The organism is Nostoc sp. CHAB 5836, assembly GCF_020829445.1.
Lineage (GTDB): Bacteria > Cyanobacteriota > Cyanobacteriia > Cyanobacteriales > Nostocaceae > Nostoc.
This window is the reverse complement of sequence record NZ_JAIVFV010000094.1, coordinates 1-25,902: the sequence shown is the minus strand read 5'-3', so window position 1 is coordinate 25,902 and position 25,902 is coordinate 1. Positions and strand designations below refer to the sequence as shown.

At 42.5% G+C, this 25,902-nt stretch carries 16 protein-coding genes, 1 pseudogene and 2 riboswitches; of the genes and pseudogenes, 11 read left to right on the top strand and 6 right to left on the bottom strand.

The window, feature by feature from the left end:
* Window positions 1-185 precede the first annotated feature (185 nt).
* Window positions 186-545 carry a hypothetical protein gene (locus LC605_RS18925; protein WP_229549058.1) on the top strand — a complete coding sequence of 120 codons (360 nt, stop codon included), beginning with the start codon at window positions 186-188 and terminating at the stop codon, window positions 543-545.
* Between the two features lie 88 nt (window positions 546-633).
* Here the strand turns inward: LC605_RS18925 and LC605_RS18920 are convergent, their stop codons facing one another.
* Window positions 634-1,017, bottom strand: coding sequence for a hypothetical protein (locus LC605_RS18920; protein WP_229549057.1), 384 nt, complete (start codon window positions 1,015-1,017; stop codon window positions 634-636).
* Window positions 1,018-1,919: 902 nt separating this feature from the next.
* On the bottom strand, window positions 1,920-2,699 hold the full coding sequence (locus tag LC605_RS18915; protein WP_229549056.1) for a phosphate ABC transporter ATP-binding protein: 780 nt from the start codon (window positions 2,697-2,699) through the stop codon (window positions 1,920-1,922).
* A gap of 374 nt (window positions 2,700-3,073) precedes the next feature.
* Between LC605_RS18915 and LC605_RS33015 the strand changes: the two genes are divergently transcribed.
* Both LC605_RS33015 and LC605_RS18910 read left to right on the top strand, forming a co-directional pair.
* Complete coding sequence (locus tag LC605_RS33015) at window positions 3,074-3,208, top strand: hypothetical protein (RefSeq protein WP_267868589.1); 135 nt, start codon at window positions 3,074-3,076, stop codon at window positions 3,206-3,208.
* A 445-nt stretch (window positions 3,209-3,653) separates the two neighbouring features.
* Window positions 3,654-5,237, top strand: coding sequence for a mechanosensitive ion channel family protein (locus LC605_RS18910; protein ID WP_229549055.1), 1,584 nt, complete (start codon window positions 3,654-3,656; stop codon window positions 5,235-5,237).
* Window positions 5,238-6,492: 1,255 nt separating this feature from the next.
* On the opposite strand, the gene LC605_RS18905 is transcribed toward LC605_RS18910, so the two are convergent.
* Complete coding sequence (locus LC605_RS18905; RefSeq protein WP_229549054.1) at window positions 6,493-7,434, bottom strand: N-acetylmuramoyl-L-alanine amidase; 942 nt, start codon at window positions 7,432-7,434, stop codon at window positions 6,493-6,495.
* Between the two features lie 423 nt (window positions 7,435-7,857).
* Here LC605_RS18905 and bchH point away from each other — a divergent pair, with 423 nt between their 5' ends.
* On the top strand, window positions 7,858-11,670 hold the full coding sequence (gene bchH, locus LC605_RS18900; protein ID WP_229549053.1) for a magnesium chelatase subunit H: 3,813 nt from the start codon (window positions 7,858-7,860) through the stop codon (window positions 11,668-11,670).
* A 535-nt stretch (window positions 11,671-12,205) separates the two neighbouring features.
* Complete coding sequence (locus LC605_RS18895) at window positions 12,206-12,946, top strand: creatininase family protein (RefSeq protein ID WP_229549052.1); 741 nt, start codon at window positions 12,206-12,208, stop codon at window positions 12,944-12,946.
* A gap of 132 nt (window positions 12,947-13,078) precedes the next feature.
* Here the strand turns inward: LC605_RS18895 and LC605_RS18890 are convergent, their stop codons facing one another.
* Window positions 13,079-14,317 carry a HAMP domain-containing sensor histidine kinase gene (locus tag LC605_RS18890; protein ID WP_229549051.1) on the bottom strand — a complete coding sequence of 413 codons (1,239 nt, stop codon included), beginning with the start codon at window positions 14,315-14,317 and terminating at the stop codon, window positions 13,079-13,081.
* A 341-nt stretch (window positions 14,318-14,658) separates the two neighbouring features.
* A riboswitch (cyclic di-AMP (ydaO/yuaA leader) is annotated at window positions 14,659-14,887 on the top strand.
* 97 nt (window positions 14,888-14,984) lie between these two features.
* On the opposite strand from LC605_RS18890, the gene ntrB reads away from it, so the two are divergent.
* From ntrB to LC605_RS18870, 4 genes are all read left to right on the top strand, one after another.
* Window positions 14,985-15,836, top strand: coding sequence for a nitrate ABC transporter permease (ntrB, locus tag LC605_RS18885; protein WP_229549050.1), 852 nt, complete (start codon window positions 14,985-14,987; stop codon window positions 15,834-15,836).
* Between the two features lie 401 nt (window positions 15,837-16,237).
* Window positions 16,238-17,680, top strand: a complete 1,443-nt coding sequence (locus tag LC605_RS18880) for an ABC transporter substrate-binding protein (protein WP_229549049.1) — start codon at window positions 16,238-16,240, stop codon at window positions 17,678-17,680.
* Window positions 17,681-17,733: 53 nt separating this feature from the next.
* Window positions 17,734-18,570: an ABC transporter ATP-binding protein gene (locus LC605_RS18875; RefSeq protein WP_229549060.1), complete on the top strand. Its 837-nt coding sequence runs from the start codon at window positions 17,734-17,736 to the stop codon at window positions 18,568-18,570.
* A gap of 17 nt (window positions 18,571-18,587) precedes the next feature.
* Window positions 18,588-18,828: riboswitch (cyclic di-AMP (ydaO/yuaA leader) on the top strand.
* Between the two features lie 210 nt (window positions 18,829-19,038).
* Complete coding sequence (locus LC605_RS18870) at window positions 19,039-19,659, top strand: universal stress protein (RefSeq protein WP_229549059.1); 621 nt, start codon at window positions 19,039-19,041, stop codon at window positions 19,657-19,659.
* Between the two features lie 579 nt (window positions 19,660-20,238).
* On the opposite strand, the gene gndA is transcribed toward LC605_RS18870, so the two are convergent.
* Window positions 20,239-21,669 carry an NADP-dependent phosphogluconate dehydrogenase gene (gene gndA, locus LC605_RS18865; RefSeq protein ID WP_229549048.1) on the bottom strand — a complete coding sequence of 477 codons (1,431 nt, stop codon included), beginning with the start codon at window positions 21,667-21,669 and terminating at the stop codon, window positions 20,239-20,241.
* A gap of 216 nt (window positions 21,670-21,885) precedes the next feature.
* Here gndA and LC605_RS18860 point away from each other — a divergent pair, with 216 nt between their 5' ends.
* The gene (locus LC605_RS18860; protein WP_229549047.1) at window positions 21,886-22,623 is read left to right on the top strand and encodes a Ycf66 family protein; all 738 of its coding nucleotides are present in this window, start codon (window positions 21,886-21,888) and stop codon (window positions 22,621-22,623) included.
* Between the two features lie 494 nt (window positions 22,624-23,117).
* Complete coding sequence (locus LC605_RS18855) at window positions 23,118-25,376, top strand: DUF1796 family putative cysteine peptidase (RefSeq protein WP_229549046.1); 2,259 nt, start codon at window positions 23,118-23,120, stop codon at window positions 25,374-25,376.
* 356 nt (window positions 25,377-25,732) lie between these two features.
* Here the strand turns inward: LC605_RS18855 and LC605_RS18850 are convergent.
* Window positions 25,733-25,902, bottom strand: a pseudogene (locus LC605_RS18850) (photosystem II q(b) protein); the annotation flags it as partial.

Sequence of the window (25,902 nt, the reverse complement as noted above, 5' to 3'; positions counted from 1 at the left end):
TCAATATTATAAGAAAGGTAATCCCAGCGGCCTTTGGTCTAGGGATAGAGGGTATTGCAGTTTACCCATTCCGGGTCACTCCGGGAAAAGTGGCTTGAGGATATTTGTCTATAAAGTTACTAACTGTAATTAGTTTTGTTTAACTACTTATATGGTGGCGATCCAATACTGTTCGGTTAAGAATATTGCTAGGTTGGGTTGAGGAAGGAAACCCAACATTTTCTTTCTCTTTGTTGGGTTTCGCTTACGCTCAACCCAACCTACACATTTTTATTTTTAGTCTTAACCGAACCGTATTGGGTGGCGATCGCACCCCAATACTGCGTAGGTTTTTAATATTTGTAGGTTGGGTTGAGCAATGCGTTACCCAACAAACCCCGCCCTTCGGTTGGGTTTCGTTCCTCAACCTAACCTACACATTTTTTATTTTTTTGCCAAAACCTGCGCAGTATTGGATCGCACCCTACCGCATTGCCAACTCTACGGCTTACCGAACGCGGTTAAACGAAAAAATCAAGTCGGTTCAAATGAGCCGACTTGATTAAGCATTTAGCTTCTGAGATCAAATTTCTGATTGCTTGGCTATAACTCAATACCGTTCAGTTAAGGTGCAACATCAATTGGAGATCCCCCTTAGGCACTGGTGTTAGGTACAATGTTAGGTGCTGGAAAACCACCACCACCAGTACCTAAAATTAAAGTCTTGCCAATACGATCAAAATTATTGTTTCCTGGAACTAGTTTTACTCTCTTTAAAACAACGCCAGACCCAATCTTTGAGTCGAAGCTAACAGTTGGTGCCCGGAAGAAGGAATATGTCTTTTCCTCATCAGGATTCAAAAAGCCTTTGATTCCGTTAATATCATAGTTGACCTCAATATCCGATTTATTTCCCAGATTAAAGCGGAGTCCACCTTCAATAACGGCTCCTTCTTCGAGAGTTAATTCGGTGAACAGTTGTTCTTGACCAACAACAGCATTGTTAGAAACAGAAGTGAGATTGTTGATATTTGACATGGGTTTTGTCCTTCATTGTAATTAACTTAAGTTTCTGGAAATAATTTCTTGTCAGATCAACTTGTTACTGAAGTTTCGACTAATTTTAATACTGGAAGCTCAAAAGTCTTACTAGACATGAGGTAGAGTTAATTCACTCCTTTTCTAGTCTATTTGACAGAGCAAAATCTTAAAGCCTTGCTACCATTTAAGTAAGTCAGGGTTAAAAAACAAACTTATGTGACGAAACTGAAAATCAGGGAAAAGCTTAGTATTAGAGGATGTTTGAAAAGTATTTCACTGTGACTTTAGGCACTTTTAGATCCCCCCTAACCCACGCCAGTCGCTCATGGGGGAAACCCCAAAGACCGCGCTGGCTCCCCTTAAAAAGGGGGAAGAATCAAAGTCCCCCTTTTTAAGTGGATTTAGGGGGATTTAGAACTTTTGATACCAACAAGAAGACTTTTCAAACAACCTCTTAGGTGATTACAACCTATTTACAAAACTAAGCATATACGGCTTTTAACGTACCGACTTACTTAGATAAAGTAAATTGACTTAAGTTTTAGTCTAAACTTCTAAGTCTAAAAACAATACTACTATACAGCAACCAAGCAGGGAACAAACGCTTAATATATTGAAATAAAAACAGAAATAATATGATGGCGATCGCATCCTACCCCATTGCCAACTCTACCTGAAGTAGATTTCCACGAAGGACATATCATTTTTAGGACTTACGCACGCTCTACAAATTCTTCTCTACGAGACGCTGCGCGAAGGCGGTTCGATAAATTAAGCTTTTCGGCGATTTTTGCGTAAGTCCTGATTTTGCAATTCAGGTGGTTTATAGGGATAGTTCATCTCCTAATTTCCGTTTGTTACCATGTGGTAGACCTCTAAATAGGTAGAATAGAAACACCTCAGTTGACGCGGGCGAAAACATATTCGCGGGTGCGACAATCTAGGGGGTTAGTAAAGATTTTATTTGTAGTACCAAATTCAACCATTTGAGTAATACCATTTTCATTACTAGAAAAAAAAGCCGTAAAATCAGATAGGCGAGTAACTTGCTGCATATTGTGAGTAACAATGACAATTGTCAACTCAGAGCGCAAGTTATGGATCAGATTCTCAATTTTCATACTACCCATAGGATCAAGACCTGAACAAGGCTCATCCATCAAAAGAACGTTCGGTTTTACTGCTAAAGCACGGGCAATACATAATCTTTGTTGTTGACCACCAGAAAGTTCTAAAGCAGGTTTGTGCAGCTTATTTTTCACCTCATCCCAAAGTTCGGCGGCTTTGATGGCAGATTCAACAATCCCATCTAATTCTACTTTCGGATGCCATCCAATTAATTTCACCCCATAAGCAACATTATCGTAAACGCTCATGGGAAAAAGATTTGGCTTGGGAAAAACCATACTAATTTGGCGACGTAAGCGATTGATATTGACACGACGCTCATAAATACTCTGGCCAAAAAATTCGACTTTCCCTTCAACCCTTACTTCTGTTTCTAATTCACTCATGCGATTTAACGATTTCAGAAAAGTAGACTTACCACAACCACTAGAACCAATAATTGCCGTGACTTGGTTTTGGTAAATATCCATTGACACGCCTTCAACTATCTTTTGAGTGTCGTAATAAAAGCTGAAGTTTTTGACTCTGATGGCTGGAATTAGTTTACTCATATTCCCAAAATGAAACAAAACTAGAATAAGTAAAGTAGTACAAATCAGCGCTGCTGTTTCACTATGTTACTGCTAAAAGCAGATATTCATGGTAATTACGTAGCTATACAGTCGTCATACAGCAGACAAAGTGTTATTTAGAAGTGTTATTTAGTAGTGTCTTTTAGTAGTCTACCTTGCGGTGTTTGGCAGCGATCATTCCTGTCAACTTAACGTGAAAGCCCTGTAATCAAGTGATATTAAGTCCACTCGCTTACATCACTATCCGCGTCACCCCACCCCAGTTTTGTCTAAAGCCAAAACTTCCCTTACCGAAGAGCGGGGAGGGGTAAAATGACTGTGGAATGAGCTTTATGACTTAAGTTGACACCAATGTGCAGCGATCGCCTCATCAAGCGATCGCAACCATCGAGCGGAATGCTCAATTGCAAGCTCAACTAATTGAAGACTTACTCGATATCTCTGGGATCTTACAAGGCAAACTCACCCTCAAAAGGTTAATAGCTTGATAATTTGTGATTAGATGAAATAATTATCGTCGATTTATAGGGATATCCTAATACTCTCAATAGATTTTTGATAATACTAGGACTACCCCTTTCAAGGTGACTCGTAAAATCTCTGTTTTTCTCTCTGCGCTCTCTGTGCCTCTGCGGTTAAAAAGTAATTTCTTTAACCTTGTTAGGCGCAGAGGACACGGAGTATAGAGCTTAAAGAGAAATTTATTGACCAAAATTTTTACTCACCTTGAAAGGGCTATTAAGCACTATACAAATTAACCATAATATGTAATACGCAAAATCAAGGTTTCAGGCGCAGAACATAACCCTAATTTGGTCGCATATTGACTGCTTTGGGTGTTAGATTTGGCTCAAAAGCCCAAATTTCCTATAGTACATATGTATGATGCGTAAGTTGTGATCACATTAAATTACTTTAGTTTTATACTCAGACATGAATATATTAATCATCTTGGTTGAAGTCAGCCTTGTAATCTTTGTTTTTTTATTACTGAACTGGCTTTTAGGCAAGTTATTCAAGCTATTAACTAACACTTCTATACTAAAGAGTGAAAATAGGAATATCAAAAACCTTCGCCGGAATATAACAGGGTTGTTGTTACTTACCTGCTTAGTGGCGTGTATTGTGATTGTCGGTGCTAATGGTTATCTAGTTTATCGCGGCGAAAACCTTCACCAATACACGCTCTCATTGATTGAGGGTATTCCATTAGGATTTTGGGTAACACTAGGAATTGGCACTCTTCAGAGCATTGGCACTTTGATTTTAGCAGCGATCGCTCTGAAATTCTTAAAATATTGGCTGACAGTAGCTAGCACTCGCGCCAAGAACTTAGAAAAAAATACTGCCGATGATGAAAGCATCGATACTTTCTTTAGCTCCCTTAATCAGAGAGTCAGTGGTGGAATCTGGCTGTGGGGGGTCATTTTGTGTACCCAGTTTCTCAAATTGCCAGCGACAGTTTCGGAATATTTGTACATTGCGTTGCGAATCTATCTAATCATTGCCGTCGGCTTGCTTATACTCAAAGCAGTCGCTGCGATCGTTGATAGCCTAGATGCTCTCAGCGTCAGATACTCCAACCCTGATAACCTCCTAAGATTCTACGATCGCCTTCAACACCTGATACCCTTTTTAAAGCGGTGTCTGGAATTTGTGATTTATATCTGCATGGTAACATTAGTGATTCAACAAGTGCAGTTAATCGCCAATGTTGCCATTTTTGGCCCGCGAATTATCAAGATCATCGGCATCATCTTCTTTAGCCGTGTGTTGTTTGAAGTCGTTTACTTATTTGTTGAAGAGGTGCTGTACAAAGACCAGAATCTGACTGAGATTCAAAGAAGTAGACGCTTAACGCTCGTTCCTCTTTTACGTAGTTTCTTACAATATTTAGTTTACTTTAGTGCTAGTATCTTCATTCTCTACACTGTTGACATTGATCCAACTCCCATACTCGCTGGTGCTGGTATTGTGGGAATAGCTGTGGGTTTAGGGGCACAAACACTCATTAATGATATCGTCTGCGGTTTCTTTATTCTGTTTGAAAACTACTACTTAGTGGGTGACTATATCGAGGCTGGAAAAGCCGAAGAGAAAGTTGTCGAAGGTGTCGTTGAGGCAATCGAACTGAGAACCACCCGCATCAGACATCCCAATGGTCAATTACAGATTATTCGCAATGGGGATATTGGTTCAATTACTAATTACTCCAAACAGTACATCTTTGCAGTAGTAGAAGTTGGTGTGCCTTATGATTCTAACTTGACCCATGTGTACAAAGTTATTGAAGAGGTGGGACAGCAGTTAAAAGCAGATGACCCAGATGTACTCGAAGGCACACAGGTGGATGGAGTTGAAAGTCTCGGAAAGTCTAACTTGTTGCTGCGGACATTAACGAAAGTAAAGCCAGGAAAACATCTTCAGATTCAGCGCGTTCTTCGGAAGATTTTTACAGCCGCCCTGCTGCGGGAAGGAATTGTAATTCCCGTTCGCGCTGAAAGTGCCGAAGGTTAATGATGACATCAGAAAAAAATTGAACCCCAGAAAAGCGGTTATAGAACGTTTTGCTACCAAGAAGAGGACTTTAGGACTTACGCAATAACTCTCTAAAACCTTAGACATCTCCGAAAAAGAATGTAGAGACTGTAGCAGTGCTACGTCTCTACAAGCGTTCTGGGTAACGCATATTTAATTTCTGGAGATGTCTCTTAGAGCCTATTTATAAAGTAAATATAGGACTCCTATTTGATTTTTGAAATACACGTAGGGTGGGCTTTGCCCACCATATCCGGGTTTTGGTGGCCAAAGCCTACCCTAAATTACTTAAAATTTTTCACATATCATTTAGGATTCCTATATAGGAATCCGGTTTGATTTTTGAACAACATTAAGTATTTGTAGGGTGCGTTAGCGACAGCGTAACGCACCATTCTTAAGGATTCGGTGCGTTACGCGAAACGCTAACGCACCCTACGTATCTGTTCAGAAATCAAATAGTAGTCCTATATTAAGTAGTAAATATTAAGTAGGGTGTGTTACGGCTGTGTAGGAATTTGAGGGTTTGAGAAAGTCTAATTTAGCCGTAACGCACCATATCTCCAGGTGCCGTACTCTCAGCTTTAACGCAATACGGTTCAGTTAAGGCTAAAACTCTGAGTAAAAGTCAGTTTTTTTAACGAACCGCCAAGGACGCCAAGGACGCAAAGAGAAGAAAGAAATGCTTAACTGAACTGTATTGAGCTTTAACGCACCCTACAATTTAAGGTTTACTTTATAAATGGTCTCTTATTCCTTTGTGTCCTTTGTGTCCTTCTCCCAGGGGGAGACGCACTCGCGTTTGCGGTTCGTTTTTTCATGATTTTGCGTAAGTCTAATTTATTACTCGCTGGGCAACTAGAAGTCGCGGCTATACGAACAAAACCTGCACTTCGACAAGCTCAGTGACCACCTACGCAGGTTAAAAACCTTGATTTCGTATTAGTCCACGCAGGTGGACTTAGCTTGTGTAGTAGCGAATTCTATTCGCCCAATACTTTTCAACTATTCACTGATTTAAACATCCTCTAAGGGGAGATAAAGTATAAGTAAGTTGGTGCGAAAAAACCCAATTATGTTACGAAACGTAAATATGATTAAAACCCTTACTAATGACTAATGACCAATTGACAAAGGACAAGTGACAGCCTTAGCCAGTTAGCTTTAATTGCACCAACCTACTTAGCTTTGACTCTTTGGGGTTCTTGTTTTTGATTTATCCAAAGGGTCTAGTCTAACCAATAAATTTCTGCCAGCTAGCAGGCCCGACAATCCCATCGACATCTAAACCATTTTGCTTTTGAAAGTTCTTAATTGCAACCTCTGTTTGCGGATCATAGACGCCATCATTATCAACACCTACACGGTATTGCAAGTATCTGACAACTGCACCACCAGCATGGTTTGGTCTGATAATTCGTTTTGCCAAAATTAGATTTATGGCATTCCATGTGGCATTATCAGCAATTCCAGTCGGCTGAACTGCGACAATAGTCTGAAATTTTTCGACGGCAGATTTGGTGTTAGCCCCGCTTATGCCATCTTCAACTAACGCCTTACCATTCTTATCAGTTATTTTGAGTCTATTTAAGGCTTTTTGCAGTCTGAGAATAGTGGTATCTATATTCTCCTCTTCATCTTGTACGGGCTTAACAGCAACACTTGGCAGTTTACCAGTTAAGCCTTTGACGATCGCATTAGCCATCGCTTCCGGATTAAAAAGATTCATATCTTTTTGCGAATCGATGAAGCAACATTCTACAAGAATCGCAGGCATATCTGTATTTTTCAAAACAAACAAGTGAGAACCACTCTTAACGCCGCGATTAAAAAATCCTAATTTGACGATTTCATCTAATACAGGTTTAGCAATTTTTCTGCCATCTTCACTAGTTGCAAATACTTCTGTGCCGTTAGCTCGGCTGTTGAAAGCATTAAAATGAATCGAGACGTAAATATCTACTTTACTGGCGTTAGCTGTAGAACATCTTTTTGAAAGCGATTCACGTACTGTGCTAGCACTACTAGGTTTACATACTACGACATCATTTCCTAAAGCTCTTAACTTGGCGATAACTCTATTACCTACATCTAGAGTTAAATTATCCTCAAATTTAATTCCTCTAGCTCCTGTATCTGGTGGGCAATTGTGGCCGCTATCAATTCCAAATTTCATGATTTCATCCTCAATTTACTTGTTTTGACATTAGTTCAAAACTCTTCTAATTATATAGACAAAGTTTGGTTAATAACTTTGGTAAAGTACTTATTAGCAATAGCTACGTTATTTTCAGCAGATGATGCAGGACTTACGCAAAATCATCAAAAAACAAACCGCAAACGCGAGTGCGTCTCCCCTTCTCCCACTCGCCACAGGCTAGCGCCAACTCTTACGAGACACTACGTGAACGCAAGTGCGTCTCGTAAGAGTTGGACACAAAGGAATAAGAGTTTCAGAGAGTTATTGCGTAAGTCTTATGATAGTGAAGTGCCAACTCCTTCAGGGAACTACTGACCAGAATCTGTGGATAGATATTTAACAATCAACCTGTGAGCGAGTTTAAAATTTAAGTAAAGAAATATTTCGTAGCTTACAGGCATGAAACGCATCGTCTTGGTTGCTGGGTTTGAATCGTTTAACGCTGACTTGTATAGAAAAGCAGCTTTTTTGGCTAACTCTCGCTGTCCTGAGTTGGATATTCGGGTATTTAGCGATCGCGATCTTACTAGCATTCGCACCGAGGTAGAAGCAGCACTTGATGGCGCTGATGTGTTTTTCGGTAGCCTACTATTTGATTATGACCAAGTTGTGTGGTTGCGCGATCGCATTGCCCAAATTCCCATCCGTCTAGTCTTTGAGTCAGCTTTGGAATTGATGAGTTTAACCAAGCTGGGTATTTTTGCCATTGGCGACAAGCCCAAAGGAATGCCTAAACCAGTTAAATTCATCCTCGACAAATTTAGCAACGGAAGAGAAGAAGACAAACTCGCTGGTTACATCAGCTTCTTAAAAATCGGCCCCAAACTACTGAAATACGTGCCAGTGCAAAAAGTCCAAGACTTACGCAACTGGTTAATTATCTATGGTTACTGGAATGCTGGCGGGCCAGAAAACGTCGCTTCATTATTCTGGACACTAGCAGAAAAATACTTAGGTTTAAAAGTCGGCGACATTCCCGCCCTAGTCGAAACCCCCAACATCGGATTACTCCACCCCGACTATCCAGGATTTTTTGAATCGCCAAAAGCATACCTAGAGTGGTATCAGCAGAAGGGAATAGGTAATGTGTATTCCTCATCCCCCTCATCCCCCTCATCCCCCTCATCCCCCCCATCCCCCTCATCCCCCTCATCCCCCCCATCCCCCTCATCCCCCTCATCCCCCCCATCCCCCTCATCCCCCCCATCCCCCTCATCCCCAGTTATAGGAATTCTCCTCTACCGAAAACACGTCATCACCAAACAACCCTACATTCCCCAACTAATTCGTAGTTTTGAAAAAGCCGGCTTAACTCCTTTACCCATCTTCATCAACGGCGTAGAAGGACACGTCGCGGTACGAGATTGGATGACAACCGACTATGAAATTCAACAACGACAACTAGGTAAGATCGAGACTGCCTCACTTTCTAGTGAAGCAGTAAAAGTAGATGCGATCGTTTCGACAATTGGCTTTCCTCTGGTGGGTGGCCCGGCTGGTTCAATGGAAGCAGGGCGTCAGATCGAAGTAGCAAAGCGCATCCTCACTGCCAAGAATGTACCTTATATTGTTGCCGCACCACTATTAATTCAAGATATTTCCTCGTGGACGCGCCAAGGTGTCGGCGGATTGCAAAGTGTGGTGTTGTACGCTTTACCAGAATTGGATGGGGCTATTGATACCGTTCCCCTCGGTGGTTTGGTGGGCGAAAATATTTATCTGGTTCCCGAACGGGTGCAGCGATTAATTGGTAGAGTAAAAAGCTGGGTGGGTTTGCGGCAAAAACCTGCATCTGAACGCAAGATTGCAATTATTTTATATGGGTTTCCTCCAGGTTATGGTGCTGTGGGCACAGCTGCATTATTAAATGTGCCGCGTAGTTTGCTGAAGTTTCTTTACGCACTTAAAGAACAAGGTTACACTGTTGGAGATTTACCCGAAGATGGGGAAGAATTAATTCGCTGGGTGAAAGAAGCGGATGAAACTTTTGATGATCCAAAAAATATCCCCGTGTCTGTTAACGCCCGTACTTTAGAAAAATGGCTGGGATATCTGCAAACATCTCGCATCGAAAAACAATGGAAATCTCTCACGGGAACTGGAATTAAAACTTATGGCGATGAATTTCAGATTGGTGGTGTGCAATTAGGAAATGTTTGGATAGGTGTACAACCACCTTTGGGTATACAAGGCGACCCGATGCGCTTAATGTTTGAACGGGATTTAACGCCTCATCCCCAATATGTTGCTTATTATAAATGGTTACAAAATGATTTTGAAGCTGATGCTTTAGTTCATTTTGGAATGCATGGTACGGTGGAATGGTTGCCTGGTTCTCCGTTGGGTAATACGGGTTATTCTTGGTCGGATATTTTGTTGGGAAATTTGCCTAATCTATATATATATGCGGCGAATAATCCGTCGGAATCGATGTTGGCAAAACGTCGCGGTTATGGTGTGTTGATTTCTCATAATGTACCGCCTTATGGTCGTGCAGGTTTGTATAAGGAATTGGTGATGTTGCGTGATTTGATTTTGGAGTATCGCGAAGATCCACAAAAGAATTATGTCTTGAAGGAAGGGATTTGTAAGAAAATTGTGGACTCTGGTTTGGATGCAGATTGTCCTTTTGTTGAGGCGAAAAGGTTGGGGATTGCGTTTAGTCCGGAGAATGTGCGGATGTTTAGTGGTCATGCTTTTGATGGTTATTTGCTGGAGTTGTATGAATATTTGCAGGTTTTAGAAAATCGGTTGTTTTCTTCTGGGTTGCATGTTTTGGGGGAAAGCCCGAATGAGGAGGAGTTGGGGTCGTATTTGGAGGCTTATTTTGGGGGGGAGGAGGAAGAAAACGAACCGCAGAGGCGCAAAGAACGCAGAGAGGAGAGGGAGGAGGAGGAAAGGGTAATTAGGGATTTGTTGATGCAATGTACGGATGAGTTGACGAATTTGTTGAGGGGGTTGAATGGGGAGTATATTCCGCCTGCGCCTGGTGGGGATTTGTTGCGCGATGGGGCTGGTGTGTTACCTACGGGGAGGAATATTCATGCTTTAGATCCTTATCGGATGCCTTCACCTGCGGCGTATGAACGGGGGCGGGAAGTTGCTCAAAAAATTATTGCCCAGCATTTGGATGAATATGGTAAGTATCCTGAAACTGTGGCGGTGATGCTTTGGGGTTTGGATGCTATTAAGACTAAGGGTGAATCTTTGGGGATTCTGTTGGAGTTGGTGGGGGCTGAACCTGTTAAGGAAGGAACTGGTAGGGTTGTTCGTTATGAGTTGAGGCCGTTGGCGGAGGTTGGACATCCCCGCATTGATGTGTTGGGTAATTTGTCGGGCATTTTTCGGGATAGTTTTGTAAATATTATTGAATTGTTGGATGATTTATTTCAACGGGCAGCTGATGCTGATGAATCGGAAGATCAAAATTTTATTAGAAGACATTCTTTAGCTTTAAAAGCTCAAGGGGTGGAAAATGCATCGGCGAGATTGTTTTCTAATCCGGCGGGTGATTTTGGTTCTTTGGTAAATGATCGGGTGGTTGATGGTAACTGGGAATCTGGTGAGGAGTTGGGGAATACTTGGCAAAGTCGCAATGTTTTTAGCTATGGGAGAGAAGATAAAGGTCGAGCTAGACCGGAAGTGTTGAATACTTTGTTAAAAACTAGCGATCGCATTGTTCAAGAAATCGATTCTGTAGAATATGGTTTAACTGATATTCAGGAATATTACGCTAATACTGGCGGGTTGAAAAGGGCCGCAGAAAAACAAGGCGGTAAGAAGGTTACAACCAGTTTTGTGGAAAGTTTCTCGAAGGATACTACACCCCGCAATTTAGATGATTTACTCAGAATGGAGTATCGCACTAAGTTGGTAAATCCTAAATGGGCGCAAGCGATGGCGAATCAAGGTTCTGGTGGTGCTTTTGAAATTTCCCAACGGATGACGGCGTTGATTGGTTGGGGTGCTACTGCCGATTTTGCCGATGATTGGGTTTATGACCAAGCCGCAGATACTTATGCGTTAGATGCAGAGATGGCGGATAAATTACGTAAGGCAAATCCTGAAGCTTTTCGCAATATTTTAAGCCGAATGTTGGAGGCGCATGGGCGGGGTTTCTGGCAAGGTGATACAGATAAGTTGGATAAGTTGCGTCAATTATATGAGTTGACAGATGAGGAGTTGGAGGGAGTAACAGACAAGGAGTTTTAGCTTTAAGTAGGTCGGCGCAACTAAAGTTAACTGGCTAAGGCTGTCATTTGTCATTCGTCATTTGTCATTAGTAAAGGTTTTCAGCTTATTTACGTTTCGTAACATACTTGACTTTTTTCGCACCAACGTACTTAACTGGACTGTGATGATTAGACATCTCCCAAAAAGAATTGTTTTGACGTAGCAGTGCTACGTCTCTACAAGGGTTGTGGGTAACGCATATTTAATTTTTACCAGATGTCTAATACAGACCTAACCCCCAGCCCCTTCCCTACTAGCGTTGGGGAGTAAGATTCAAAGCCTCTCTCCTTTTAGGAGAGAGGTTTGGAGAGAGGTCAAAGTGTATTAGACATCTCCGAAAAGGAATGTAGAGACGTAGCAGTGCTACGTCTCTACAAGGGTTCTGAATAACGCATATTTAATTTCTACCAGATGTCTATTGTATGCAAACGAGAACCGCTATAATTACAGAAAATCCTTTTTCTGCAAAAAAGCTTTCGTCCCACCGCAATTTTATAGAGGAAATTCATCACAAATGTTACTGCATTTAAGTACTTGGCAAGAAGTCGAAGCTTATTTACAGCAGTCAAAGGGGATTATTTTCCCTATTGGTTCCACAGAACAACATGGGCCAACGGGGTTAATTGGGACTGATGCTATTTGTGCAGAAGCGATCGCCTCTGGTGTGGGTGATGCAACTGGAGCGATCGTTGGGCCTACAATCAATGTGGGAATGGCACTGCATCATACTGCTTTTCCGGGCACAATCAGTTTGCGTCCCAGCACTTTAATTCAAGTAGTACGAGATTATGTAACTTGTTTAGCCAAAGCTGGTTTTACCAAGTTCTATTTTATCAACGGACACGGCGGTAATATCGCCACTCTCAAAGCTGCTTTCTCAGAAATTTACGCTCATTTAGAAGATTTGCAAATTGCCAATGCTCAACAGGTACAATGTCAAGTGGCAAACTGGTTTATGTGCGGTTCTGTATATAAGCTAGCTAAAGAATTATATGGGGATCAAGAAGGTTCTCATGCAACGCCAAGTGAAGTTGCTCTTACGCAGTACGTTTATCCGGAGGCGATTAAGCAAGCACCCCTTTCAGCAGAAGTTGCAGGTGGACACAGAATTTATAGCGCAGTTGACTTTCGAGTACATTATCCAGATGGACGCATGGGATCAAATCCGGCTTTAGCAACACCTGAACACGGTAAGCAATTTTATGATTTGGCGGTGAAAGAACTTAGCAATGGGTATTTGGAATTTGTGAAGTAAGTAGGTCGGCCCAATTAAAGATAACTGGTGGTGGCTGTCATTTGTCCTTAGTCATTCGTCATTAGTAAGGGTTTCAAGCCTATTTACGTTTCGTCACATAGTTTGATTTATTTTCACCGACTTACTTAGCGACTAAAAGTCGCCCTTGCTTTTCTCAACTTTTAAGGGAAAAATTACCGTGAAAGTAGAACCAACGCCTACCTGAGAAACTAGGTTAATTTGACCTTGTAGTAGTTTCACTAAGCGGGAGACGATCGCTAATCCCAATCCTGTACTATCAGGAAGATAGGAACGATCGCTAGAACTCACGCGAAAGTAGGGTTCAAATATCTGGGCTTGGTTTTCCGGCGGAATGCCAATTCCAGTATCGGAAACTGCCATGGCCCATCTCTGATTCTCCAATATTTCACACATTATAGTAACAGTCCCCGACTCTGAATAACGAATTGCATTACTAATAAGATTTGTGATAATCTGTTGCAATTGAAAAGAATCTGTGATTATCTCTTGAGGAGTGTGTTCGGCGTTGGCATAGCGTGTCTCACACAAGCGATCGCAATTTACTACGATTTTTAAATTTTTACCAGCAGCTAAAGGTTCCAACATTTCACATACATGATTGATTAATTCACCCACATCAGTAGGCGCTAGTTGGAGTTTTATTTGTCCCGCGTCATACCGCGAAAGTTCTAATACATCATTTATCAGGTGTAGTAATTGTCTACCATTACGTAGTACCCGCTCAATATGTTCTAAATTCCCAGAAGTGTCTTTCACCTCAGTTTTTCGTCGTTGTTGACGTAGAAACAAATCCGAGTAACCAATAATAGAAGTTAGAGGATGTTTTAATTCGTGGGCTAGTTGGGAAAGATACTCTTGATTAGCGCTAATTAAACGAGTCAGTTCCTCATTATGAAGCGTTAGTACTGACTGCAACTGCTGTAATTCTCGCAAGCGCTCTTCAACATAACTCTTGAAACACCTAGCGATCGCTTCGTCTATGATAGCGTCAATCAAACGCATGGAACGAATGATCTCTACAGGCGTTCCACTCAATAAATTCGGTTGGATAGTATCAAATATTACTGTGCGCAGGAGATGATATTCTCTAGCAATTTCTGCTGGATCAAAGCCTTGTTCGGCTCGAATAGCTCCATGCTGGAAACTGGCAGTAACTATGGACTGAATATCATTATCCTGAGTTGTTGAAAGCACCGTTACCATTGCTTTCAAAACATCAGGGATGTGATCCTTTACGGCTGTATAAGATAGGTCATCAGCACTTTCAATCCGTCTATCTTTGCGAACTGCTACAATCCATTTATCGAGGACAATGCCCGTTTTTTCAGCCAGTACTTGACTAAAATCCATTATGTTAAAATTCACCTAAGAGATAGATGAGTAAACTTAGATATGCCATTAGTTTAGCGAGTGCAATGTTATTTAGCAAATTTAGCGATTGAAATCAACTACCAAAAGAAATAGATTTTATATATTCTTTGATTTGCGAGATTAATTATAGGAATCAGATTTGATTATTGAATAGACATCTGGTCAAAAAGAATTGTTTTGACGTAGCACTGCTACGTCTCTACAAGGGTTCTGGGTAACGCATATTTAATTTCTACCAGATGTCTAATCACTGGTAGTATAATAATACAGTTGGCTTTTAGTGAGTATTGATGCTATATTGTCGATAGCTAGTATCCATTAGAGTAAGTCAGCCTAATCCATCACATCACAGTACGTGAAGTTGGAGCGGAGGAACCAAATTGTGGGGCGTATCTCAGAGAAAGTAAAAACTTGAGAGTGAGGAGTTAGAAGTTGCTTTACCAAATATTCAACTCATGACTCATAAATCATAACTCATAACTTTCTTCAGAAGAGCATCTCTCAGCTCTAGCCCGTCAGCTAACTTCGTAGGCATTGAGAGGAGACTGAAGAGACGGCATTTTTATAATGTTTCAATCTCATCAGTGTCCAAGGCTGGTACTGCTCGGATTTTTTGTACCTGCACTTAAATCTGTTGAGGTCGAAAATGATATTTCAATTGAATTTAGCTGCGATCGCAGCGATCGCAGGGCAAGCTGCTTGGAAAAAGACCAAGCCCGTCATCCTTAGAGATGTCTTCATTCTACCTGTTTTGGGCTTCTTGGGAATAATTGTCCTGTGGTGGATTGTTGCACTTGCCAACCATGAATTGATGCCCACGCCACCAGAAGCGTTAATCGCTAATCTAGACTACATCTTAAATCCCTTCTACCAAAGAGGCCCAGGTAACTTAGGAATTGGTTGGTTGTTGATAGCAAGTCTGCGTCGGGTATTACTGGGCTTTTCGTTGGGTGCGGTAGTAGCGATTCCTCTGGGATTTTTAATTGGGATGTCCAGATCGGCAATGCTAGCGCTCAATCCCATCATTCAAATTTTTAAACCCGTATCACCCCTAGCTTGGCTGCCCATCGCCTTAGCAATTTTCAATTTAGCAGAGCCTTCAGCGATTTTTGTCATCTTTATTACCTCTTTATGGCCAACAATTATTAATACTGCTTTAGGAGTTTCTAGTGTTCCTAAAGATTATTTAGATGTGGCACGAGTCTTAGAAATGCCCCGTTGGCGACGAATTACAAAAATAATTTGGCCTGCAAGTTTGCCGTATATTTTTACAGGTTTACGAATTAGTTTAGGCATAGCTTGGCTAGTAATTGTTGCCGTAGAAATGCTCACAGGCGGTGTTGGTATCGGCTTTTTTGTCTGGGATGAATGGAGTCGCTTAAACCTGAGTTCAGTCTTTTTAGCTGTGTTGATAATTGGCTTAACTGGGTTAATTTTAGATTATGCCGTGGGCAAAATCCAAGAATTAGTAACCCACCGCCCTAAAACTTCTAACTAACAAAATTCTGCTGCTAGTACAGGTCGGCGGAAATAAACCTACCATTTAAAATAGCCAGAAAGCCTAAAATTAAAGCATGGGTGACTTTTGACTTTTGACTTCCGCCTTGCGGTACTAGTCCTATATTAAAACACAATACAGTTCAGTTAACCCGGATTTCTTTATTCTCTTTCTTCTCTTTCTTTGCGTCCTTCTCCCTTGGCGCTAGCCTCTCCCTTTGGGAGAAGGGGAGACGCTACGCGATTGCGGTAGCCTGCGGCAAGCCGAAGCGTCTACGTTAAAAAAATTGACTTTGGCAAAGAGTTTTAGCCTTAACTGAACTGTATTGTATTAAAACAGCAAGATGTAACAATACTCTACGCCTGGGGCATGAGTAAGTAATCACCAATGGAGCTAAAAGAATGGGTGATCATAACTGGACTCGACGAGACTTTATCAAAGGAATAGGAGCAACCACAACCGGAATAGCACTATCTTCCTGTGCGATTTCAGGAGATAGATCCGCCAAAGGAGTAACTGAAGAAGCCTTAGCTGTACAACCAGTAGTTAGATCCCAAGACCTAGAAAAATCAGATATCACAGTTGGTTACGTTCCCGTTAATGATTGTGCGCCATTTGCGATCGCCTGGAAAAAAGGCTTCTTCCGCAAATATGGTTTAAACGTCACACTCAACCGTGAAGCTAGTTGGGCCACCTCCCGCGACGGTTTAATATTTGGTCGCCTAGATGCTTCACCCGTAGTATCCGGTGCCGTCACCAACGCCAGGATTGGTGCCGAAGGCGCACGCCACGCCCCCTTGTGTGCAGCCATGACCATCCATCGCCACGGTAATGCCATGACCATGAACAAAGCCATGTGGGATTTTGGCCTGCGTCCGTGGTACGAATACCAAGAACAATATGGTGATGGCGCTTTAGATGCCTTTGGGCGCGATTTTAGAGGCTACTTTGACAAGCAACCGCCAGAAAAGAGAGTTTGGGCGGTAGTGCTGAGTTCTGCCATTTACGAATACTTTGTCCGCTACGTATCGGCCGCTGCTGGTGTTGATCCCCTCAAGGAGTTTCGCGTCATCATCGTTCCGCCGCCGCAAATGGTGACAAATGTGCGCATTGGTGCAATGCAAGCTTACATGGTTGCAGAACCCTGGAACACACGAGCAATAACAGGTAATGAAAACATCGGCTTTACCTTTGCACAAGGCAAAGAAGTCTGGTTGGGACACCCAGATCGACTTTTAGGGGTGATGGAATCTTTCATCGACAAATATCCCAAAACCTATCGTTCCTTGGTGAAGGCAATGATTGAAGCTTGTCAGTATTGCAGCAAAGCAGAAAACCGCCAAGAAGTAGCCGAACTGATTACAGACCGTTCCTTTACAGGTGCTAGACCAAAAAATAAAGATGCCCCAATCGCGAAATTTACAAGTCCTGGAATTCTCGGTAACTACAACTATGGCGGCTTCGACGGTAAAGACCGCACCATCAAAGCTGCTGACACCACGATTTTCTTCGATATTCCTGACAACCTTCCCAAACAGCCAGGAGAACACTCAACATTTTTGTGGAGATCGAGAAGTCTCTGGTTAATGACACAAGCAGCGCGGTGGGGACAAATTCATCAATTCCCTAAAAATGCTGATAAAGTGGCTCAACAAGGCTGGAGAGCGGATTTATATCGCGAGATAGCATCGGAAATGGGCATCAAGTGTCCCAAGGATGATTACAAAGTCGAACCACCAGAAGTATTTATAGATAAGAAAGGCTTCGACCCCAGTGATCCCGTAGGCTATCTGAATAGTTTTGCCATCAGGGCTAACGCTCCCACTCGCTTTTTCATGTCTTAAATACTAAGTTTAAATATTGACTGATGACTAAATTATTTCCGGAGCGTTTGATGATGGAATATACCTCATTACCTATGAATACCCAGAGCGAAGTTCCTACCCGCCCTGGATTTTTAGAAATTGAAAATTTAGTCAAGTCTTATCCGACACCTGATAAAGATAATTTTGTCGTTTTAGATGGTGTTAATCTGACAATTGGTGAAGATGAATATATTTCTGTAATTGGTCACTCCGGTTGTGGAAAATCAACCCTACTAAAGATAGTAGCTGGTTTAGAAAAAGCCACTTCCGGCTCAGTAAGGCTAGATGGACAAGAAATTCGTCAGCCAGGAGCCGAAAGGATGATGGTATTTCAGAACTATTCGCTGTTACCTTGGTTAACAGTGCGAGAAAATATCCGGTTAGCTGTGGATGAAGTGTTAAAAAATGCTAATCGGGCTGAAAAAATCAGCATTGTAAATCAACACTTGGCAATGGTAAACTTGACGGCGGCGGCTGACAAATATCCCGACGAAATTTCTGGAGGTATGAAACAACGAGTAGGTATTGCCAGAGCTTTAGCAATTCGTCCCAAAATGTTGCTAATGGATGAACCTTTTGGGGCACTAGATGCGCTAACTCGTGGCAAATTGCAGCGTCAGGTATTGGATATTTGGGAAAATAATCGTCAAGCAGTGATGATGATTACCCACGATGTAGATGAAGCAATTTATATGTCCGATCGCATCGTTTTGATGACCAATGGCCCATCTGCTACTATAGGAGAGATATTACAAGTTCCTTTTGAACATCCACGCGATCGCACCGCCATGCGAAACTCAAAAGAATATTTTGAACTTCGCAACCACGCCCTAAATTTCCTTGATCGATATTTTGCCCAAGACGAGTAAATTAGATTATCATTTTTTTTAGCGGGTAGCCTAATTCAAATTCATCAAAGCTGCATTTGGAGCGGAGGAACCATATTGTGGGGCGTATCTCATAGAAAGTGAAGAGTTAAGAGTTAGAAGTTAGCAATTATTAATATTAACTCAGTACTTAGCACGGGCTAAAGGCCCCGCTATCTCTAACAGCACTCAGCACTTATAAGAGAGAGACACCTTCCAGTCTTAGCCCGTCAGCTAACTCCGTAGGCAATGGAAGGAACCCCCAAAAGTTTGGCTGTAATACAGTTATTATTGGGGTTTCCTTGACTAATTTTCAGATTTGAAGTTTTGGTTATCCTCACTCAATTTAAAATCCCAAATCGTTCCACTGAGCGTAGCCGAAGTCCAAAATCTAAAATCCAAAATTTGTCCCCCTGCAACTCAATGCTAATTCATTTCATTGGGAGAAGTAAAGCTGTGCAAATCAAGCCAATGTTAGCACGTCTACAAAGTGCCATAGGTCGAGATGACTTAATTGAACAAATGGTACTGCTGCCAGAACCAAAAAAACCTTTTTCTAAAAAACCTCAAGAAGCGAAAGCAGTTAACTTAATTGTTGCCTATGACGCATCTCCTAACAGTCATACAGCACTAGATATCGCCTTTTGGATTGCCCATCAAACGCGTCTAGCCACTAATGCAGAGGTCACAGTTGAAGCCGTTTATGTAGTAGAAGAAAATCAAAGCAGCCAGCATCCAAACATCTTGAGCTTTCCAATGCAACAATCTTCATTGGAATGTCAAGTCAGTGAAATATCAAAGTCTGTCACACTGGTATTAACTCAACCCAAATTGCAGACCGTGGTAACTCCCCTGCAACAAGCAGATATAATTCTCTGGCAAGCCCGAAGTTTGGCTGAAGAATGGCAAGGTTGCTTTAAATCTCATTTGCGGTTTGGCTGCATTTCCACAGAACTTCACAAAGTTGTGGAATCAGAGACTGCCGATATCCTATTTGTAGGTTGCAAATCTGTCAATCATCCGATGATTGAGGCACTAGGTCGTAATTTCCCTTGTGCTGTTTTGGGCATTCCCAGTTGTATTGATGAATAATCGTTGTTCAGAATTTAAATCATTTTAATCAAATTGTAATCATAGATAAGTCACCTAGTTTTAGGTGGCTTTTTTGGCTAAGTATTTCTATTTTTATACAACACCAGTAATTTATTTCTTGGAAGTCCCTAAACCCGAAGAACCCCAATACTGCACGCTTTGTGAATATTCGTAGGTTGGGTTGAGGAACGAAACCCAACATTTTCTTTCTCTTTGTTGGGTAACGCATTGCTCAACCCAACCTACACATTTTTATTTTTAGTCTTAACCGAACCGTATTGCAATGACTCTGGGAATGACGATTGGTTTATGAGGCAGGACTTACCCAAAATAATGAAAAAACGAACCGCAATCGCGTAGCGTCTCCCCTTGGGAGAAGGACGCAAAGGACACAAAGGAATAAGAGTTTCAGAGAGTTATTGCGTAAGTCCTATGAGAGACAAAAATATTTGTGCGTATGCGTTGAGTGGCGATTCTCACGTTAAAAAGAAAGTGACTCTGAAACTCAGAGCCACCCTTAAAACTGTATTCTGAAACTTTTTAACTTTTCACAATATCCTGATATAGAGGTGTAAAAGTTTACTTTTCAGCTTCAGCAATGGGTACCCATTCAGTGTGGAAACTTCCGGGCTTATCAAGACGCAAGTAGGTATGTGCGCCGAAGTAATCGCGTTGTGCTTGAGTTAGATTTTGAGGCAAGCGATCGCGGCGATAGCTGTCAAAATAATCCAAGGATGCGCTAAATGCGGGTACTGGAATTCCCAGTGTTGCAGCTGTGGCAATCACTTCCCGCCAAGCAGTCTGTCTGTCGAGAATTGTCTGCTTAAATTCCGGAGCTAACAGCAAGTTAGGCAAAGTTGGATTTTCGCTAAAAGCCTTCTTAATCTTATTCAAAAAGCGAGCGCGAATAATACAACCACCTTTCCAAATCCGCGCCATTTCGCCCAGATTCAAATTCCAGTTATATGTTTTTGAAGCTGTGGATAGCAACGCCATCCCTTGAGCGTAAGAACAGATTTTTGAGCAATAGAGAGCATCGCGTACTTTGTTGATAAAGTCCTTGGTTTGCCCGTCATACTTACCACTGGGGCCTGTAAGGACTTTAGATGCTGCAACCCGCTCCTCTTTAATCGAAGATATAATCCGGGCATTAACTGCTGCTGTAATTGTGGGAATAGAGACTCCCAATTCCAACGCAGTCTGCACAGTCCAGCGTCCAGTTCCCTTTTGACCTGCTGCGTCAACAATCAAATCCACCAGGGGTAGATTTGTTTCTGGGTCAATATATGGGAAAATATTCTTCGTAATCTCAATCAAAAATGAATCGAGTTCGTCGGTGGTGTTCCATTCAGCAAACACGTCATGTAGCTGAGTAGGGTTTAATCCAGCGACATTTTTCAACAAGTCGTAGGCTTCAGCAATTATCTGCATATCCCCATACTCAATGCCGTTGTGTACCATTTTGACATAGTGGCCAGAACCACCAGGGCCAATGTAGGTTACACAGGGGCCATCATCGACTTGGGCAGCGATTTTGTTGAAAATTGGTGATAGAAACTCGTAAGAGCTTGTTGTACCTCCAGGCATCAGTGAAGGGCCGTTCAGCGCCCCTTCTTCACCGCCACTGACACCCATACCAAGATACCGAAGCCCTGCGGGTTCTAATTCCTGAGTGCGTCGTTCTGTATCTTCAAACCAAGAGTTGCCACCGTCGATAATGATATCGCCTTCGTCTAACAAGGGTTTTAGTTGAGCAATCACCGCATCCACTGGCTTACCAGCTTGTACCATTACTAGAATTTTGCGGGGACGTTCCAATGAGGCGACGAATTCTTCTAGATTAAAGGCGGCTTTGACGTTCCGTCCTGTAGCACGCTGCGCCATAAACGCATCCGTTTTTTCTCGGGAGCGGTTGTAAACTGCAATTGGGAAGCCATTGCGCTCCACGTTGAGAGCGATGTTCTCACCCATAACGGCTAATCCAATCACACCAAAGCTTTGTAGTGTCATAAAAAATTTCTGGCTAACTCTTGCAGATCCTTTTACCTTTAAGGGTAGTCCGATATTTTCCGTTCTCCCCTAAAGAAGACCTTAAGAGTTGAATAAACGACAAAAATCCGCAACTAACACGGATAATTAATTTTAATTTGTATCTAAATCAACAATTGACTAGCAAAATTTGCAAAATTGAAATAGTCAAAGGACGCAGTAAGGAGTAACCAAATAATGCTGGCATATGTCCTAGCTTTGGTGGTCGGTCTTGGTAGTTTAGCCATTTACATAGCAGCTTTCTTTTTTCCAGAAATCCACCGCAAGAATGACTTTATCTGGAGTGGTGTAGGACTTTTCTACGCCTTAGTCTTATGGGTGTTTGCACCACGTATTACTGGAGGTTTGTTGCTCGGTCATGTGGCTAGTGTGGCTCTTTTGGTCTGGTTTGGCTGGCAAACTCTATCATTACGTCGCCAACTGACCCCCCAGGCACAACAAACCCAAGCACCCAGTCCTGAGACGGTGAAAACTGGCATTCAGGAACAGGTGAATAAGTTGTCTCTTCAGGAACGGCTGGGCCAGTTGCAAAAAGGTCTTAGTAGCACCTTCAGTGGCGCGAAAGACAAGGTGCAACAAACTGGGAGTAAAAAGATACCCACAACCCCCAAACCTGAAGACATTACCTCTGTTGTGGCTGACAAACCTACTGTTGAGATGATCGACAATACTACTGCCATACCAGAACAACCAGCAGAGGAGACAGTTACTACTGACACCGAAGCAAAAACCGAGAGTGTACCAGAAGCGATTCCACCACATCCCCCATCTCCTGAATTGGTGGAAGCAGCGCAACCTGATATTGAAATTGGGGACAAGCAACTGATTCCGGTAGAAGAAATTGCGCCGGATGCGGTACTCGCTCCCCCGGCGGAAGCACCACCTGAAGAAATACCGCCTAATCAAGGTAGTTGAATGCAGTGAAACCCCAGGGCTATTTCATTCTCATCTAGCCCGCCTCAGAATGAATTCTGAGTCTAATAGCGAAAGTCGTCTTTAGACGACTGAAAAAAGGTCATAGTCCGTTAAAACGGACTTTAGCTATGAGCCCGGAACTTCAGTTCCGGGTGGTTTATGTCTAGAATGAAATACCCCTGCTTCTTGATTCTCTTGACACGACATTTAAGAAAAAATTTAATTTAATCTTATCCTTTTTTTTATTTGTTCTTAGTTGTACTAAGAGTCTTAATGCAATATTTTTATTTAAAAAGTATTAAATATTCTATAGAAATCCGATTTAATTTTTGAAACGCTTTACGCCTCCAGCTTTGGGTGATGTAAATCAAAGCTTCCGTATACTTACCAAGATGATACCGGATTCTTAAGAGTTCTATGTGATATTCTCAAACTAGGTTTAAGGATTCAGCCTGACTGTTTGGTATCGTACTCACTAAATCAGGATAAACTTTATGTATCGATTCCAGATACTTGCATACACGCAAAGAGGTGAATCCATCGGTATTGTAGGTTCTACTCCAGAGTTGGGACTGTGGGACATCACCAAATGTATCCACCTACGTACAAGTGGCGATCGCTATCCTATATGGTGGACAGATATAGAAATTGATATTCAGCCGTCTTTGGAGTCAGGCGATGGCGAGAGAGTTGAATACAAGTACATACGTCTCGATGCAAAAGGTAACGCAGAATGGGAGAGCTTACTAGATACAAATCGATGGATTCCCATTGATTCTAAGGAGCATTCCAGCACGATTATTGTGGATGATGGCGCATTCAGTTATTTACAACCTTACCCATTTGGATACATTGAGGAGCCTGTTGTCAAGATGCCCCTGGACGAAGGGGCTGATCGGCTCAAAATCGTGGTCATTGGCAGTTCCGTCGCATTAGGTCATAAAGCCTGGTTTTTGAAAGGTTGGGTCTGGTTGTTGGCACAGGCTTTACAACAAAAATATGGGCATAAACTCGTGAATGTGTCGGAGGTGGGGGCGAATGTCAGCAAAACGATCGCTCGATTTGAGTCAGTTGTGACTCCAGAACAACCCGATGTTGTGATCATTGCTCTGTCTCTGGGCAATGAAGGGTTAGCTTACTGTCCCCCTCACCAGCGACGAGCAGTACAACGTCGCTTTGAAAGCGGTTTGCAGCAGCTTGTGAAAATGACACGCGATATCGGAGCTATTCCAATTCTGGGCGGAGTCTATCCCAATGGCGACTATTCTCTCGAACATTACTGGCTGATCCGAGACACCCATGACCGAATGTTAAGTTGGGGCGTAACCGTACTGAATTGGTTGGCAGCCGTGGATGATGGGCAAGGACGATGGCAAGCGGGGACATCCTTCGACCCGTCTCACCCGAACACTCTCGGTCACAGCCTCATGTATCAGCAGATCGATCTGCATCTCTTCGACATGGACAAACACGAATTAACAAAGGAAAAACAACGGTTCCAGCAACCGAATGAATTTCCCATTTACTTTGATAATGCCGGCTTTCAAGTCTCTGTCTGTATCGAAGAGAAGCATTTACGAATCATTAATCGATCGCAATATAGCTACACCATTGCTCCCTATTGGCAGGAACTACAAACTGCACTGCAAAGTCAGGTAGGATTGATCCCAGGTATTTACATTGCCAAGAATACCCAGCCAGGGACGCTCCCCTTCTTGGTCGTGCAAGAGGATGGCGCGATCGCAACCACAGTAAACATTCCCCCTAGTGCCGACCTAGAATATAGCGCCGCCTTCAATCTTTTTTCGCCGCACAACTCACAAGTTTTGTTCTATGACGGGCATTTGGGGATTTTACAAGCCGACGAAGGCCACCTCTGGGTGATCAACGAATCAGACAATGACTACAACATCCAGCCCATGTGGCAAGAGGTTTGCAACGCACTTAAAGCCATGCCATCGGGTGTCTATGAAGATCCGTTTGATCCCAATGCCCCCTTTCGCACCATGATGATTGGCAACAATGGGTTAGAAAGTCGTGTGAAAGCACCGCCCAAGTCAGCAGTGTTTTTCCAATACAAATGTCAGTTATCAGATATCAACCGTGTAGCCATTCTTCCCCTTGGCGATCGCTGTGCCGTCCGCATGATGCTCTATAAGATGGAGTACGATGGCCCCGCCTTTCCCTTTGATCTAACCCGCACCACCAATATTGGAGATGTTGCAGATGCCATCGAAAACGGTTTTTCTGATATGTGGAACCCCGGCTTTCTGCACTACAGTCCCGACGCAGGTAGAATTTACCACAGTAAGTGGTCGGGTCTATCCTTTGCCCATGAAGTTGAGGAGACAGACGACCCAACGAAGGATATGTCTGCCGTCCATGAACGGATGCGCGTTCGGTACACAGCACGCTCTGAAAGGTTTTGGTACGCACTGCGGCATTGCGACAGAGTGCTTTTCGTCCGCACTGGAATTAGCGATCGCGGTGGTGTGATTGATCTAATAAACAAGCTGGAAAAACAATGCCAGGGGAAGCCATTTCATCTCTTGCTTCTTTCTCCCCAAAGCGATGATGAGTTTTTAGACCTTCCCAATGTACTCCATTACAACGTGGAGTTTAATCCTGATCGGATGTATGACGATTTGGGACACTGGATGTATTGCACAGAGGTAATGCGAGGAATTCTAGAATCCCTTGGTGTTTCCAGCAAAAACCTCTTTTGGTGTCCACCTAAAATACCGATGCGGTGAAATAATCAGCTTTGTCAAGTTAGTTTTGAGGGTTTGTAGTAACCACTTTAGTGCTTAAAATAATCAGGACTAAAGTCCTTACTACGAACTTGCTTATCCATCAATTTAAACTTGATGCGCGTCTAGATTGTAAATTGCAATCGTTAAGACTGTCCTTTGTCACCCCGTAGCCCCCCTTAAAAAGGGGGAAGAATTAAAGTCCCCCTTTTTAAGGGGGATTTAGGGGGATCTAAAAAGTTTTGCTACCAACAAGAGGACTTTTCAAACAACCTCTTAGATGCATGACTATTCTCCTTCATACTAAAAAGCGCTCTACCAAAAGGTAGAGCGCTTTCCGATTTAACGAAACTTCCGAATTAACCGTTGATCGCAGGGGCGGTTAGAGCCACAGGAGCAATTTCACCAGCAGCCAAATCCAGAGGGAAGTTGTGAGCGTTACGCTCGTGCATTACTTCCATACCCAGGTTAGCGCGGTTGATTACATCAGCCCAAGTTGCAATCACACGACCTTCAGAGTCAATAATTG